The sequence below is a fragment of the Vreelandella aquamarina genome, from assembly GCF_020075495.1.
GTDB classification, from domain to species: Bacteria; Pseudomonadota; Gammaproteobacteria; order Pseudomonadales; family Halomonadaceae; genus Vreelandella; species Vreelandella aquamarina_A.
The window spans coordinates 23,090-36,975 of sequence record NZ_JABYQT010000008.1; the positions used below are offsets into that span (position 1 = coordinate 23,090).

14 protein-coding genes are annotated in these 13,886 nt (G+C 61.2%); 6 read left to right on the plus strand and 8 right to left on the minus strand.

From position 1 onward, the window contains the following. Positions 1-224: 224 nt before the first annotated feature. Positions 225-986, minus strand: coding sequence for an SDR family NAD(P)-dependent oxidoreductase (locus tag HW452_RS12880; protein ID WP_224106517.1), 762 nt, complete (start codon positions 984-986; stop codon positions 225-227). A 155-nt stretch (positions 987-1,141) separates the two neighbouring features. On the opposite strand from HW452_RS12880, the gene HW452_RS12885 reads away from it, so the two are divergent. Together HW452_RS12885 and HW452_RS12890 are read left to right on the plus strand one after the other, a co-directional pair. Then, positions 1,142-1,435: a hypothetical protein gene (locus HW452_RS12885; protein ID WP_224106518.1), complete on the plus strand. Its 294-nt coding sequence runs from the start codon at positions 1,142-1,144 to the stop codon at positions 1,433-1,435. 172 nt (positions 1,436-1,607) lie between these two features. Further along, positions 1,608-2,135 carry an HPP family protein gene (locus tag HW452_RS12890; protein WP_224106519.1) on the plus strand — a complete coding sequence of 176 codons (528 nt, stop codon included), beginning with the start codon at positions 1,608-1,610 and terminating at the stop codon, positions 2,133-2,135. A 4-nt stretch (positions 2,136-2,139) separates the two neighbouring features. Here the strand turns inward: HW452_RS12890 and HW452_RS12895 are convergent, their stop codons facing one another. Continuing rightward, positions 2,140-2,700, minus strand: coding sequence for a gamma-glutamylcyclotransferase (locus tag HW452_RS12895; protein WP_224106632.1), 561 nt, complete (start codon positions 2,698-2,700; stop codon positions 2,140-2,142). Between the two features lie 64 nt (positions 2,701-2,764). On the opposite strand from HW452_RS12895, the gene HW452_RS12900 reads away from it, so the two are divergent. Together HW452_RS12900 and HW452_RS12905 are read left to right on the plus strand one after the other, a co-directional pair. Continuing rightward, positions 2,765-3,628 carry a sirohydrochlorin chelatase gene (locus HW452_RS12900; protein WP_224106520.1) on the plus strand — a complete coding sequence of 288 codons (864 nt, stop codon included), beginning with the start codon at positions 2,765-2,767 and terminating at the stop codon, positions 3,626-3,628. An 83-nt stretch (positions 3,629-3,711) separates the two neighbouring features. Further along, the gene (locus tag HW452_RS12905) at positions 3,712-5,298 is read left to right on the plus strand and encodes an ABC-F family ATPase (protein WP_224106521.1); all 1,587 of its coding nucleotides are present in this window, start codon (positions 3,712-3,714) and stop codon (positions 5,296-5,298) included. 3 nt (positions 5,299-5,301) lie between these two features. Here the strand turns inward: HW452_RS12905 and HW452_RS12910 are convergent, their stop codons facing one another. From HW452_RS12910 to HW452_RS12935, 6 genes are all read right to left on the minus strand, one after another. Next, positions 5,302-5,901 (minus strand): cell division protein ZipA C-terminal FtsZ-binding domain-containing protein, encoded by a 600-nt coding sequence (locus HW452_RS12910; RefSeq protein WP_224106522.1) that lies wholly within the window; start codon positions 5,899-5,901, stop codon positions 5,302-5,304. A gap of 152 nt (positions 5,902-6,053) precedes the next feature. After that, positions 6,054-7,172, minus strand: a complete 1,119-nt coding sequence (locus HW452_RS12915) for an alkene reductase (protein WP_224106523.1) — start codon at positions 7,170-7,172, stop codon at positions 6,054-6,056. A 181-nt stretch (positions 7,173-7,353) separates the two neighbouring features. Next, the gene (locus HW452_RS12920) at positions 7,354-7,725 is read right to left on the minus strand and encodes a hypothetical protein (protein WP_224106524.1); all 372 of its coding nucleotides are present in this window, start codon (positions 7,723-7,725) and stop codon (positions 7,354-7,356) included. A gap of 110 nt (positions 7,726-7,835) precedes the next feature. Next, complete coding sequence (locus HW452_RS12925; RefSeq protein ID WP_224106525.1) at positions 7,836-8,576, minus strand: sulfite exporter TauE/SafE family protein; 741 nt, start codon at positions 8,574-8,576, stop codon at positions 7,836-7,838. A 26-nt stretch (positions 8,577-8,602) separates the two neighbouring features. Next, positions 8,603-9,283: a lysozyme-like domain containing protein gene (locus tag HW452_RS12930; RefSeq protein ID WP_224106526.1), complete on the minus strand. Its 681-nt coding sequence runs from the start codon at positions 9,281-9,283 to the stop codon at positions 8,603-8,605. A gap of 37 nt (positions 9,284-9,320) precedes the next feature. Further along, a complete protein-coding gene (locus HW452_RS12935) occupies positions 9,321-10,757 on the minus strand; it encodes a PLP-dependent aminotransferase family protein (RefSeq protein WP_224106527.1) in 1,437 nt (478 codons plus the stop codon). 235 nt (positions 10,758-10,992) lie between these two features. Here HW452_RS12935 and HW452_RS12940 point away from each other — a divergent pair, with 235 nt between their 5' ends. After that, positions 10,993-12,408, plus strand: coding sequence for an APC family permease (locus HW452_RS12940; protein ID WP_224106528.1), 1,416 nt, complete (start codon positions 10,993-10,995; stop codon positions 12,406-12,408). Positions 12,409-12,432: 24 nt separating this feature from the next. Then, positions 12,433-13,884 (plus strand): NAD-dependent succinate-semialdehyde dehydrogenase, encoded by a 1,452-nt coding sequence (locus HW452_RS12945; protein WP_224106529.1) that lies wholly within the window; start codon positions 12,433-12,435, stop codon positions 13,882-13,884. The last annotated feature ends 2 nt before the right edge of the window (positions 13,885-13,886 follow it).

The window sequence follows — 13,886 nt, forward strand, 5'->3', positions numbered from 1 at the left end:
GCTAGAGAGATGTATCAGTTGCGTTGTTATATACAACAAATAGAGGTTTAAGATATGCAGGTCAATAGATAGGAATTAGACAAAGGGTGAAGGCGCAGGTAGCTCAAGGGAGCCTTGCCGGGAGTACGGTGGCCAGGGAAGAGAAAGGAGAAGGCCGAAAGGGCGGCCGTACGCCTGGGAGGAGCTGGATGAGTGGCCCGAAGCGTACAGCCGTTCAGCGCGTGTTACTGGGCGTCGCGGTCAACCGCAAACGCTGACCACGCCTGGCGCACGGGCATGATTTCCAGACGGTTGATATTGATATGCGCCGGCAGCGTGGCCAGGTAGTAAAGCTGCTCGGCGATATCTTCTGCCTGCAGCGGTGTAGTGCCTCGGTAAAGCGCATCCGACGCTTCCTGATTGCCTTTGGTGCGCACCAGGGTGAACTCGGTTTCTGCCATGCCCGGGGCGAGGTCGGTAACCCGCACGCCGGTGCCCAGCAAGTCGCAGCGCAGGTTGTAGCCAAACTGCTGGACGAAGGCCTTTGAGGCACCGTAGACGTGCCCGCCCGGGTAGGGCCACTGACCCGCCACCGAGCCCAGGTTGAGAATGCTGGCGCCTTCGCCCTGAGCCAGCAGCAGCGGCAGGGCGGCATGGGTCACGTTCACAAGGCCGGTAATGTTCGTGTCGATCATGGTGTGCCAGTCTTTCAGATCGACTTGCTGAGAGGGCTCCGGTGCCAGGGCCAGGCCGGCATTGTTGATCAGGCAAGTGAGCGGCAAGAACTGCTCCGGCAGCTCGCCCAGCGCCTTGCTGACCGCCTCGCTATCGCGAACATCCAGCGTCAGAGTCAGTACCGGCACATGCTGGGAAAGTTCGCTTTCAAGGGCTTTCAGGCGCTCTTCCCGGCGGCCGGTCAGAATCAGTGACCAGCCAGCCTTGGCAAAACGCTGGGCGGCAGCTTTACCAAAGCCGGAAGTGGCACCGGTAATCAATACGCTAGGCATCGCGATGACTCCTTTGAAATGGGCGAATGTCGAAGCCCTAATGTAGCCTGTTTGGGCGTGTCTGATGAAGGCCTGTGTGCAGCGCTTTGCTTTGCCCCCCGCCAGGTTTTAGCCGACAATGCACAGCAATACGATAGCCGAGCTGAGACACTTGCATGCAGGAAAATGGATTTTTTGACCGAGCGGGCTCCACGATTGGCGATGTCATTCGCACGGTGGTGGAGTTCCTTCTGGGTATTTTTACCAACTTCTTTGGTGCCTTTGGCGATTTCACCGATGGGCTGACCCGGTCGCTCGGGATCAATGATTCGTTCTTCAGCATCGCGGTACTGGTGATCGGACTTCTAGTGCTGTGGGGAGGGATCAAGTCGTTTCTACGTGCCTCCATCGTTGGTGGAATCGTCAAGACGCTCATTGCGCTGTTCATACTTTCCTGGCTGATGATGTAGCCTTGCAATAACGACCATCTGGAAGTAAGCGCGCTAAGTATCTGTATTGCCGAGGGTAGTGGGCGCGCCCTGCCATGGGCTGAATCCAGCTCATAAGAGTATGACCATTTATCATTTGCCTATTTGGTGCAATTTGCCATTATTCGCCCTTCTTTAGTGCAAAGTGGGTGCGATGAAAACTTATCTTGGCAAAATGCGTGGCGAGCGTATTCAGCGTGCTCGCGTTGGCTGGCAGGATGCGGTGTGGTCATGGGTGGGCGCTTTTACCGGCATGGCGGTCATCTGCTGGCTGAGCGCTGCGTGGCTTTCGCAGCAGCTGCTGATCGTGGGCTCGTTTGGCGCAACCTCGGTACTCATCTATGCCGCACCGGAAAGTCCTTTCGCTCAGCCCAGCCACGTACTGTTTGGCAGCGTGCTTTCGGCGTGCATTGGCGTAGGCTGCTATCAATGGCTGGGGGCAACGCCGCTTTCCATGTCGCTTGCCGTATCGCTGTCGATCCTGGTGATGCAGTTGACCCATACGGTGCACCCACCCGGCGCTGCGGCGGCGTTGATTGCGGTAGGCGGCGGGGCCAGTGTGCATCAGTTGGGCTGGTGGTACCCGCTGCTGCCGATCGGCATGGGCAGCGTGGTGATGCTGGTCATCGCCATTCTGGTCAACAACCTGGCCCGCCATCGCCGCTACCCGCGCTACTGGTAAGGGCTCAAAGACGCTGAAGCCGTTCTTCGAGCGCAAAGATATGCGTATCCTCGACCTCCAGGTCGCGTAGCGCGCTTGCCAGGTTCAGCAGGTAGTCGCGGTTGGGGCCGCTTGGGCCTTCGGCGCAGGCGATCTGATGCGCCATCGCCTCGAGTGGGGCGGGGCCCAAAAATGCCGGGTTATCCTCGGTTGCCATGTAGACAAGCCCTTGCGCCTGGCTGCCGTCGGCAAAGTGCATGGGCGTGAGTTCACGCAGGTAGCCGTTCTTCTCACGATGATCCAGCGGGGCGAGGACATCGCGGGTAATACGGTAGGCCATGCCGTGGCAGAGAGCGCCTTTCACGGGCGTCAGTGTGACCACCCGGCCAGGCGCCTGTGGCGTTCCGCGATGGTCGTGAGAGCCTTGCCAGAAGCGGCGCTCCCAGCCGGTAATATAGGCGCTGCGTCTTTCCAGGTACGTGAAATCCGCCTTCCAGATCAGGGAGCCGTAGCCGAAGACCCAGATATCGGCATCATCATCGAAGTGGTTACGCTGCTGGTTAATGGCCGTGGTATCGATCAACATGACGCTATGAAGGTGGCTCAAAAGGTCATGGTAACATGCCTTGGCATACTCTTCTGGAGCGATCATGCGCGCTATCTTTCTCGTTGATAATGGATCATTACGCCCGGCGTCCACGCTCAATTTACGCCGGGTGGCGGCCGCCCTCAGCCAACAGATAGGCGAGACGGTACAGGCCGCCTCATTACTTCACTCCAATAAAGTTCCCGCTGAAAGGCTTGAGGGGAAGCCTGCGCTGACCCTGGGCCCGGGCGCTGAGCGCAGTGCCGAGCAAGGCGCTACCGAGATCATCGTGGTGCCGTTCTTTTTTGGCCCGAGCAAGGCCCTGACCGATTATTTACCCGAACGTATGGCGGTGCTGCAGGCAGCGTTTCCGCAGGTGAGCGTACGCGTCGCCCAGCCCCTGGTAGACGAGCTGGGAGGGAACGATCTGCGTCTGGCTCGCCTGCTGGCTGACAACGTACGCGAGTGCCTTGGCGGCGAACCGGTGCGCGTTGCCCTGGTAGATCATGGCAGCCCCATCCCCGAGGTCACGGCCGTTCGTAACCGCCTGGCTGGGCAGCTAAGCGTTCTGCTGGCCGAGGAGGTTGCCTGTGTGGCGGCGGCATCCATGGAACGCCGGGCAGGGGATGAATATCGCTTTAACGAACCGCTGCTGGAGAACCTGCTGGACAGGCCTGAGTTTCATGCAGGGCAGGTGGTGCTGGCCATGCTGTTTCTCTCCCCAGGCCGCCACGCCGGTGAAGGCGGTGACATCGATGAAATCTGCCGTGCGGCACAAAAGCGTCATCCAGCTCTGCACATCACGGCCACGAGGCTTGTTGGCGAACATGCAGGGGTAGTGGAGATATTGCACTCCCGATTACGCCAAGCAATTGATGACGAACGCTTTCTGCTCGATCTCCCTGCATCCGGCGATGCGCCGCGCTAGGTGATAGGTGTCACAGCGTTCAAGAGCGCGTAGAATCGCGGGCCTTTGCATGCGCACTTTATACGCTAACCAGGGCCCACATCTTGATCGCAACCGCCAATATCACCATGCAGTTCGGGGCCAAGCCCCTGTTTGAAAACGTTTCCGTCAAATTCAACAACGGCAATCGCTACGGTCTGATCGGCGCCAACGGTTGCGGCAAGTCGACCTTCATGAAGATTCTGGGCGGCGAACTCGAGCCGTCATCGGGCCAGGTCATGCTGGACAGCAGCACGCGTCTTGGCAAGCTGCGCCAGGATCAGTTCGCCTATGAAAACGAGCGGGTGATCGATACCGTGATCATGGGCAACACCGAGCTTTGGAAAGTGGCCGCCGAGCGCGAGCGTATCTACTCGTTGCCTGAAATGAGTGAAGAGGACGGCATGGCGGTCGCGGATCTCGAGGTGCGCTTTGCCGAGCTGGATGGCTACACCGCCGAGTCTCGCGCCGGCGAGCTGCTGCTGGGCCTGGGCATTCCCATCGAACAGCATACCGGGCCGATGAGTGAGGTGGCTCCCGGCTGGAAGCTGCGTGTGCTCCTGGCCCAGGCGCTGTTCTCCGACCCCGACGTGCTGCTGCTCGATGAGCCGACCAACCATCTGGATATCAACACGATCCGCTGGCTCGAGGATATTCTGACCGCGCGCAGCAGCACCATGATCATCATTTCCCACGACCGCCACTTCCTGAACAGTGTGTGTACCCACATGGCGGATCTGGATTACGGCGAGATCACGCTCTTCCCGGGCAACTACGACGACTACATGACCGCGGCCACCGCCGCGCGCGAGCGTCAATACGCCGACAACGCCAAGAAGAAAGCCCAGATTGCCGAGCTGCAGCAGTTCGTCAGCCGCTTCTCCGCCAACGCCTCCAAGGCCAAGCAGGCGACTTCGCGTGCGCGCCAGATCGACAAGATCAAGCTCGAGGACATCAAGCCCTCGAGCCGCGTCAGCCCGTTCATTCGCTTCGATCAGAACAAGAAGATTCACCGTAACGCCGTCAATGTGGACGCCATTACCAAGGGCTACGACGGCGCGCCGCTGTTCGAGCGCTTCTCGATGACCGTCGAAGCCGGTGAGCGTATCGCCATCATCGGCCCCAACGGCATCGGCAAGACGACCCTGCTGAAAACCCTGGCGGGCGATCTGCGCCCGGATAAAGGCGAAGTGAAATGGACAGATGCCGCCGAGCTTGGCGTATTTGCCCAGGACCATGCCGATGACTTTGCCGCGGATGCCACGCTGTTCGAGTGGATGGCGCAGTGGACTCAGGGCGGTGAGCAGGTGGTACGCGGCGCGCTGGGTCGCATGCTGTTCTCGAGCGACGATATCGGCAAGTCGGTCAAGGTGATTTCCGGAGGCGAGCAGGGGCGCATGCTGTTCGGCAAGTTAACGCTCACCAACCCCAACGTGATGCTGCTGGACGAGCCGACCAACCACCTGGATATGGAGTCCATCGAGGCGCTCAACCTGGCGCTCGAAAACTACCCGGGAACGCTTTTATTCGTCAGTCACGACCGCGAGTTCGTCTCGTCCCTGGCGACACGTATCATCGATATGCAGCCCGGCGGTATCGTGGATTTCAGCGGCAGCTATGACGACTACTTGCGCAGCCAGGGCGTGGCGTAACGTTTAACCGATAATCTGGGTGTAGGTCTCTTCGCTCGCGCTCTGGTGCTGGGTATCCAGCACATCGGCGTTGAACAGCGTTGCTGCCTCCTTGGCAAGCGCCACAAAAGCGATCATCTGCTGATTGCGGCGCTTGCGCAGCGGCGGCTTGACGATCAAGCTGACTCCCTTGATGTCGTCCTCCAGGCGCTCGCCACGAAACAGATCAGGCAGCTCACCTGGTAGAAAGGCGTTGGCAATCGTGATCGGGTTGGCGGGCTGCTGCCCGGGCACCAGAAACACCTTTTTCAGCGGGTCGTAGTGGGCATCGATCTGTTCAAGCCACCGGGTCAGCGTCTGTTCGGCGCCGGGCCCAGGTTCGGCGAAGATGATGAACAGCGAGTGCTGAGAAACCTTGGCAGCCGGTTTGGTGGGCGCCGGGGTATCGTCGATGGGCGGCTCCGCAACACTTTCAGTCGAAGATCGCGCCGCCAATTTGGCTGCCCGGTTTCTTGCACGCCGTCGCCGCCATGGAACGATGACGTAGATGAATATAGCGGCCGCTATCCCACCGAATATAAGCGATATCAGCGCCAGCAGCAGAATGGCAGTCGTGCGATCCATATTCTTGAAATCCTTATTTAGTTAGCGGTTTGGCGCTACTACCCTTTATTTGCATCAGCATAGACTACCAGTCTTTATCTTTATCAAGGCACAAAAAAAGCACTACCGAAGTAGTGCTTCTCTATCATTGAAGGGTCAAACGGCAGCCAGGCTCAGCCTATGCGATCAAAGCCGTTATCCATGAACGGATAGTCGGTATAGCCCTTCTCCTCGCCGCCGTAGAAGGTATCGGGGTTCGGCTCGTTGAGTGCGGCATCGACGCGAAAGCGCTCGGCCAGATCCGGGTTGGCGATATAAGGGCGGCCAAATGCGACGAGATCGCCGTTGCCGCTTTTGATGAGCGCCTCGCCTTTTTCGGCGTCGTAGTGGCCACAGTAGATGAGGCGGCCATTGAAGCGCTTGCGCATCTGCTCGCGGAAACCGTCGGGGAACTGATTGTCACCGCCAGCCCAGTTGGGCTCGTTCAAGTGGATATACGCAAGGCCGCGCTTGGCGAGTTCATCGGCCAGGTAGAACGACATCGCCTCGGGCTCGTCGTCGGTCAGGCCGAAGATTTCGATGAATGGCGTCAGGCGGATGCCCACCCGGTCGGCGCCAAACACCTCGATCACCGCGTCCACTACTTCCAGCGGGAAGCGTGCGCGGTTTTCCACGGAGCCGCCGTACTGGTCGGTACGCTGGTTGGTGCCGGTGGCCAGGAACTGGTTGAGCAGGTAGGCGTTGGCCGCGTGTACTTCCACCATGTCAAAGCCCGCGCGCTTGGCGCGAATTGCCGCTTGGCGGTAATCGTCCACGATGCCTGGAAGCTCGTCGGTTTCCAGCGCCCGCGGCGTGCTGGTGGGGTGCTGGCCGGCACTGCCGTCTTCAAATTCCACAAAACACTGGGCGCCTTCGCCTTTCAGCGCGCTGGGCGCGACCGGCTGCTGGCCATCGGGTTGAACCATTTCATGGGAGACGCGCCCAACGTGCCACAGCTGCATGGCGATCCGCCCGCCCTTGGCATGCACGGTCTCGACAACCCGCTGCCAGCCGGCTTCCTGCTCATCGGTCCAGATACCCGGTGTGTAGACATAGCCACGGGCAGTCGGGGAAATATTGGTCGCCTCAGAGATGATCAGGCCTGATCCGGCGCGCTGGCCGTAATAAGCCTCCTGTAGCTTGCCGGGCACGCTGTCCGGCGTGCGGGCACGGGTCAGCGGCGCCATGATGACACGATTGGGAATGGACAGGCTGCCCAGCTCGAGCGGTTGAAAAAGCGTTTCAAAGGCCATTCAGCAAACTCCCTTTATGCGATTGGGTAACGATAAAAGTCAGAATAGACCAGTTTACTACTAATCGCCAATTGTCAGATTCAATCAGCGTCTTTACGCCTGTTTTCCCTTGGCCCGTGCGAAACAAGCTAAAACCCCGCCTTGAAAAAAGCGGGGTCGAACAAGAAGCGTGAGGGTTATTTCAAGCCCGCTGCCACGGCCAGCGGCGCTTGGCAGGCGTATCGATCTGGCCGATGGCGCTGGTAAGCGGCAGCATGATGGCTGCCAGCTGGCGGTAGCAAACGGCGCTGTTGAGCACGCCGGGGCACTGCTTGAGCAGCAGCTCACACTGCTGGAAGGCGATCAGGATCTGTTCCACCGCGGGCGCTGCAAGCAGTGGCCGGGCTTCCTGGCCGCAGCGGCCAAGTTCACGCGACAGCATCGAGAGCATGGCGGTATCCAGCCAGCAGGGCAGCGGATCATCCAGGCGGCCTGCAATCGAGTGCTGAATCGCTTCGAACGAGGTGCGCAGAAACACAAGGGTCTGGCGAAGCTGGCGCTGCTCACTGGTCATGGGGCTATCCTGCTGAACGTCTCTAAAAGAAACTGGTTATCATTTCCATCTTTTGACGATAGCGACAGCCAATCGGCGTGTCAATATAAAGGCTATTGACCGACGGCCTGTCATTGATAAAGCAGCACAAGCCCTTGAACGAAATAGAAGACCCCGATCGCGGTCACGATCCAGCGCGTCCAGGTGCGAAAGTTGGCATCGGTCAGGCGGTGCAGAATACGGTTGCCTGCCTGGGTGCCCAGCATGGCAAAGGGGGCGGCCAGCAAGACGATGCCCCATTCCCCTGCGCCTAGTGAAAGCGCCGCGCCAAGATAGAACAGGATCTTGATGGTGTGGGCGCACACCTGAATCATCGCCTTGGTGGCCACCACCTGGCGCCGGTCCATGCGCGAGCGCACAAAGAAGATATCGATCAGCGGGCCGGAAACGCCTGCCGCAATGGTCAGGCCGCCCGAGGCCAGGCCGCAGCACAGCGCGTGGCTTGCGCGGTTGGCATCGAGGTGAAACCAGCGCTTGGGCAGCCAGATCAGAATGGGCATCAGGCCGATCAGAAGCGATACCACGGTGGCGTTGGGCGAGTAGTTGAACAGCAGCAGCAAGCCTGCTGCGACGAGTACGCCCAGCAGCATGAACGCCACGATACGCCAGACGATATAACGCCGCGAAAGCCAGGCCCGGGAGGCGTTGGCCGTTAGCTGAATGACACCGTGCACGGCCATCGCCGCCCCCGCCGGAAACACCAGCAGCAGAAACCACAGCAGCACCAGCCCGCCTGCCATGCCAAAAACCCCCGAAAGCATGGACGTGAAGAACACCACCACGACAAGACTGAATCCGATCAGTAACGACATAGGTACGCTTCTTGTTAGCTAGGAAATCAACGGCGACAGAATGGCCAGACCTGATAGAAGCGACGGCACTGGAACTCCGCTTCGCAAGCGTTGAGCTGGGCCTGGTAACGGTGGGTGCGGGCAGCGATCTGCTGGCCGGCGCGCAATACGTGGGGCTTGCTGCGGTAGGTGCCGCGCCGATAGCCTCCGGCGCCTTCGTGATAGGCGTAGTAGAGGTGCTCGGGATTGGACAGCGAAATGCCCGCCTGCTGCTGGGAGCGGCGGTTGTACCAGCCGATGAAGTCGGTGGCGTGTTTCATGCTGGTACGCCGTGCAAACAGGCTGCCCGCCTGTTCACGGTATTCCCCCCACACCGGGTCCTGGGCCTGGGCGTAGCCCTTGGCCGAGGAGGGGCGCGGGCCGGGAATGAAGCCCAGATAGTATTTGCGGTCCGGGCGCACGTGGCTCTTGAAGGAGGACTCCTGCTGAATGAACGCCATCTGGGTGGCGATCGAGGTACCCCACTTGTCCTCGGAGTCGCGTGCGTAGTCGTACCAGGTGGGCTGTTCACGGAAGATTTCGCAGATATTGCCCTGATCCTGCGGCGGGTTGGGAGCAAAGGTGGCGCAGCCCGACAGCAGCAGTACCGCGCTGACAAGCCACCATGCGCGCAGGGTTATCCACCAGGAGCGGGACGCGGCATGAAAACTATCAACAGGGCGGGGCATGTCAATTTCCTTGTGGATAACGGCTAGTTTATTGAAATCAGCTCTTTGCAGTCGCCAAGCGTAACAGGTTTTCCAGGCAGCGGCGCAGCCGCTGGGCCTCACGGGCCAGCGTTTCGCCAGAGAGCATGCCTACGCCCATCACCAGGCCCGAGCGCGGGTCGTGTGTGGCACACACCGGGCTTAACGGACGAACGATCAAGTGCTCTTTCAACAGCGCCTGGGCAAGCTGCACATCGTTGATGCACGGCTCGAATTCGATGCACAGGCTGATCGCCCCGCTGGGCGGCGAAATGCGCCGTATGAATGGCAGCGTGCGCAGTTGGTCATGCATGACCTGCTGGCGACCCAGGTAGTCGCGCTGAATGCGCCGACACCAGGCGTCCAGGTCGCCGTCGAAGATGAACTGAGCCAGCACGGCCTGGTCCAGCATGCGTCCTTCACGAAACAGCTCGCTGCGCAGCCGGTTCATCGGCCCGGCCAGTTGGTGCGGTACCACGAGATAGCCCAGCCGTAGCCCGGGAAACATCATCTTGGAAAACGAGCCGACCAGTAGATGGCGCGCGGACTGCGCATCGAACAGCAGGTTGGGGTGATCATCCCGGCTGAACTCGTAGTCATCTTCCAGAATATAGGCGGGCGAAAGAGTGTTACACAGGCGCTGCTTGTCATGCACGCTGGTCGGCACGCTAAGCGGATAGTGATGGGAGCCGGTGAGGTAGGCCAGTTGAACAGCGCTCGGCGCGTCGGGCAGGGTATGCCCGGCCCCTGGCTGCCAGGCCAGCATCTCGACGTTCAGCCCCGCCGCGGTAAATACGTTGCGCGCTCCCCAGTAGCAGGGCGATTCCATGGCGACCGTATCGCCGACGTCGGTCAGCGCCATGGCACACAGCTCGATGCCGTTATGGGTGCCGTCGGTAATGATGATCTGTTCGATATCGCAGCGAATGTTGCGCCAGCGCTCGAGAAAATCACGTATCGCACGCTTCAACGGCCCGTAGCCGCCGGTAGAGTAGGAGAGCAGCAGCGCGTTTTGCGCCACCGTGACGCTGGCGTACAGCTGGCGCCACTTGCGCATCGGAAACTGGGCAATATCCGGAATGCCGGGCACGAAGGCGCCGCTTTGAATCAGGCTGGCGCCGGGGCCTTGCAACACTTTCTGGGCACGTCTGGAAAGCGGCTTATCCTGAATTGGTGGTAAGGAGCGGGGGGCGGGCTTGTGGGTCCAGGTACCCTGGCCGTGGGCAGTCTTCAGCAAGGCTTCGTCCAGTAGCGTACCCACGGCAAGGGCCAGGGTCTGGCGCGCCACGCCCAGCGCTTCGGCCAGGCGACGGTGGGAAGGCAATCGCAACCCGGAAGGCCACTGCTGGGTAATCGCATAGCGCAGCGCCTGCTCGATACGCACCTGCTTGCTCAACCGTTCGGGCTGGAGTGCATAAAGCTGTTCAAGTTGGTGCAGAACCTGCTCACGATCCACGTAGAACTCCTTCTTGCCTGCTGCGGCGGCCAGCAAGGCACACTATCAAGCACTTAGTTGCGCCTTTCCTGCGCCGTTTCAGTGCAACCAAAAAGTGGTCTAGTCAAACGCGAAAGTGGTACATACGCGCCTCTTGCCCTTCCTGCTAGCGTGTTTAAGTACCGTTTAATCGGCACCAGGATATAGCGCCACAGAGCGCCAATGACAACATCCAATAACTGCAGGACACTCTGTCATGACTACCTCCTCCTCTGAACAAGACAAGCTCGTCCGGGTACTGGCCCGCGGCGATGTACTGGCGCTCGCGTTTGGGGCCATGATCGGCTGGGGCTGGATCGTTCTTACCGGAACGGCTATCCAGTCCGCCGGCAGCCTGGGCGCTATTCTAGCCTTTATCGTGGGTGGGTTTGCCATCGTGCTCGTCGGGCTGACCTACGCCGAACTCGCCTCAGCCATGCCGAAGGTCGGCGGCGAGCACGTCTACACCTACCGAGCGCTGGGTCACGGGGCCTCGTTTCTGTGCACCTGGGCGATCATCCTCGGGTATCTGAGCGTGGTGGCCTTCGAGGCCGTGGCGCTGCCGACGGTGGTCGAGTACATCGCGCCCAACTACGCCGTGGGGCATCTGTGGACCATCGCCGGCTGGGAAGTGAAGGCCACCTGGGTCGCCGTCGGCGTGGGCGGCTCGCTTGCCATGATGGCGATCAACTACTTCGGCGTGACTACCGCCGCCCTTCTGCAAAAGGTCGTCACCGGCCTGATTCTGGTGGTGGGCGTGATGTTCATCACCGGCGCGCTGTTCGAGGGTAACACCGCGAACATGACGCCGCTGTTTACCCCGGACGATACAGGCGTTGCCGCGGGCATCATGGCCGTGCTGGTGATGGTGCCGTTTCTGTTCGTCGGCTTCGACGTCATCCCCCAGGCCGCCGAGGAGATCAACCTGCCCTACAAGGCGATCGGCAAGGTCCTGATGCTCTCGGTGCTGCTGGCCGTGGCCTGGTACTCGCTGATCATTCTGGCCACCAGCCTGATGCTCGATAGCGCCGCACTCGAAAACGCGAGCCTGACCGTGCCGGAAGCCATGGGCGTGCTGTTCAACGCCGACTGGGCGAGCAACCTGATGGTGCTGGCCGGCATCGCGGGCATCATCACCAGCTGGAACGCTTTCTACATCGGCGGCTCGCGGGCGATCTACGCCCTGGCCACTGCTGGCATGATGCCGCGCGCGTTCGCCAAGCTGCACCCGCGTTACAAGACGCCGACCAACGCCATCTTCCTGATGGGCTTTCTGTCCTGTATCGCGCCGTTCTTCGGCCGCCCGGCGCTCGTTTGGATCGTCGATGCGGGCGGTCTTGGCATCGTCATCGCCTACCTGTTCGTGGCGGTCTCCTTCATCGTGCTGCGCGTGCGCGAACCGGACATGCCGCGCCCGTTTCGCGTGCCCTTCGGCATGCCCTGCGGCGTGGCCGCGGTGCTGATGTCGCTGGTCATGGCCTTTCTGTACCTGCCCGGCAGCCCCGCCGCGCTGACCGGCGCCGAGTGGATCATCTTCGCCGGCTGGTCGGTGCTGGGGCTGGCGCTTTACGTCTATTCGCTGCGCACCTACGGGCGTGCCTACAGCGACCGTCACATGCTCAGCGACTTGTAACGTTTTAACCTTCAGGAGCACTTCATGAGCTTTATCGATCAATGGTTGAACGACGCCGTTCCCGCCCTGGTAGGCCGCGAGTGGCGAACCACCGACGCGACCTTCGCGGTGGACAACCCGGCCACCGGCGAAACCATCGCCCGCGTAGCGGAGCTTGGCGGTGACGACACCCGTGACGCCGTGGCTGCCGCTTACGAGGCCGGCCCCGGTTGGCGGGCAACGCCGGTCAAGGAGCGCGCGAAGATCCTGCGCCGCTGGTTCGAACTCATCACCGAGCACGCCGATGACCTCGCCCGGCTGATGACCCTCGAGCAGGGCAAGCCGCTGGCGGAAGCGAAAGGCGAAGTCACCTACGGCGCCTCGTTCATCGAGTTCTTTTCTGAGGAAGCCAAGCGCATGGCCGGCGAAACGCTGCCGAGCCACGGCGCCGACAAGCGTATTCTGGTGACCCGCGAGCCGGTCGGCGTGGTCGCCGCCATCACGCCCTGGAACTTTCCGCTGGCGATGATCACCCGCAAGTGCGCCCCGGCGCTGGCCGCCGGCTGCACCGTGGTGATCAAGCCCGCGGAAGCCACACCGCTGACCGCGCTGGCCGCGGCGTACCTGGCGCTGGAAGCGGGGCTGCCGGAAGGCACCATCAATGTGGTGACGGCCTCGAAGCCCGTCGAGGTGGGTGAGGTGCTGACCACGGATTCCCGCGTGCGCAAGGTGTCGTTCACCGGCTCCACGCCGGTCGGCAAGCGCCTGCTCGCCCAGTGCGCCAGCACCGTGAAGAAGACCGCCATGGAGCTCGGCGGCAACGCGCCGTTCATCGTCTTCGACGATGCGGATCTCGACGCCGCGGTGGACGGGGCCATCGCCTCCAAATTCCGCAACGCCGGGCAAACCTGTGTGTGCACCAACCGTTTTCTGGTTCAGGACGGCGTTTACGATGCGTTCGTCGAAAAGCTCACCGCTCGCGTCGAGGCGCTGAAGGTGGGCGACGGGCAGGCGGAAGGCAGCGTGATCGGCCCGCTGATCAACCAGGCCGCGGTGGACAAGGTGCAGCGCCATGTGGATGACGCCAGGGAAAAGGGCGCGCGGGTGCTGTGCGGCGGCAAGCCCCACGCCGCCGGCGAGCGCTTCTTCACGCCCACGGTGCTGGCGGACGTCACCACCGAGATGGCTGTGGCCGATGAGGAAACCTTCGGCCCCGTCGCGCCGGTGTTCCGTTTCAGCCGCGATGAAGAGGCGATCGCCATGGCCAACGACACGCCTTTTGGCCTCGCCGCCTACTTCTACGCCACCGACTACCGGCGCATCTGGCGCACCATGGAAGCGCTCGAGTACGGCATGGTCGGCGTCAACGAAGGTCTGATCTCGACCGAGCTTGCTCCCTTTGGCGGCGTGAAGGAGTCCGGCCTTGGCCGCGAAGGCTCCCACCATGGCCTCGATGAGTTCACCGAGCTGAAGTACGCCTGCATCGGCGGCTTGTAACC

What these genes read in the sequence shown, in the direction of transcription:
- HW452_RS12925 (WP_224106525.1), bottom strand. Translation starts at nt 8,576, where the DNA reads ATGTCGTTACTGATCGGATTCAGTCTTGTCGTGGTGGTGTTCTTCACG.
- HW452_RS12885 (WP_224106518.1), top strand. Translation starts at nt 1,142, where the DNA reads ATGCAGGAAAATGGATTTTTTGACCGAGCGGGCTCCACGATTGGCGAT.
- HW452_RS12930 (WP_224106526.1), bottom strand. Translation starts at nt 9,283, where the DNA reads ATGCCCCGCCCTGTTGATAGTTTTCATGCCGCGTCCCGCTCCTGGTGG.
- HW452_RS12915 (WP_224106523.1), bottom strand. Translation starts at nt 7,172, where the DNA reads ATGGCCTTTGAAACGCTTTTTCAACCGCTCGAGCTGGGCAGCCTGTCC.
- HW452_RS12895 (WP_224106632.1), bottom strand. Translation starts at nt 2,700, where the DNA reads ATGTTGATCGATACCACGGCCATTAACCAGCAGCGTAACCACTTCGAT.
- HW452_RS12900 (WP_224106520.1), top strand. Translation starts at nt 2,765, where the DNA reads ATGCGCGCTATCTTTCTCGTTGATAATGGATCATTACGCCCGGCGTCC.
- HW452_RS12945 (WP_224106529.1), top strand. Translation starts at nt 12,433, where the DNA reads ATGAGCTTTATCGATCAATGGTTGAACGACGCCGTTCCCGCCCTGGTA.
- HW452_RS12910 (WP_224106522.1), bottom strand. Translation starts at nt 5,901, where the DNA reads ATGGATCGCACGACTGCCATTCTGCTGCTGGCGCTGATATCGCTTATA.
- HW452_RS12940 (WP_224106528.1), top strand. Translation starts at nt 10,993, where the DNA reads ATGACTACCTCCTCCTCTGAACAAGACAAGCTCGTCCGGGTACTGGCC.
- HW452_RS12890 (WP_224106519.1), top strand. Translation starts at nt 1,608, where the DNA reads ATGAAAACTTATCTTGGCAAAATGCGTGGCGAGCGTATTCAGCGTGCT.
- HW452_RS12880 (WP_224106517.1), bottom strand. Translation starts at nt 986, where the DNA reads ATGCCTAGCGTATTGATTACCGGTGCCACTTCCGGCTTTGGTAAAGCT.
- HW452_RS12920 (WP_224106524.1), bottom strand. Translation starts at nt 7,725, where the DNA reads ATGACCAGTGAGCAGCGCCAGCTTCGCCAGACCCTTGTGTTTCTGCGC.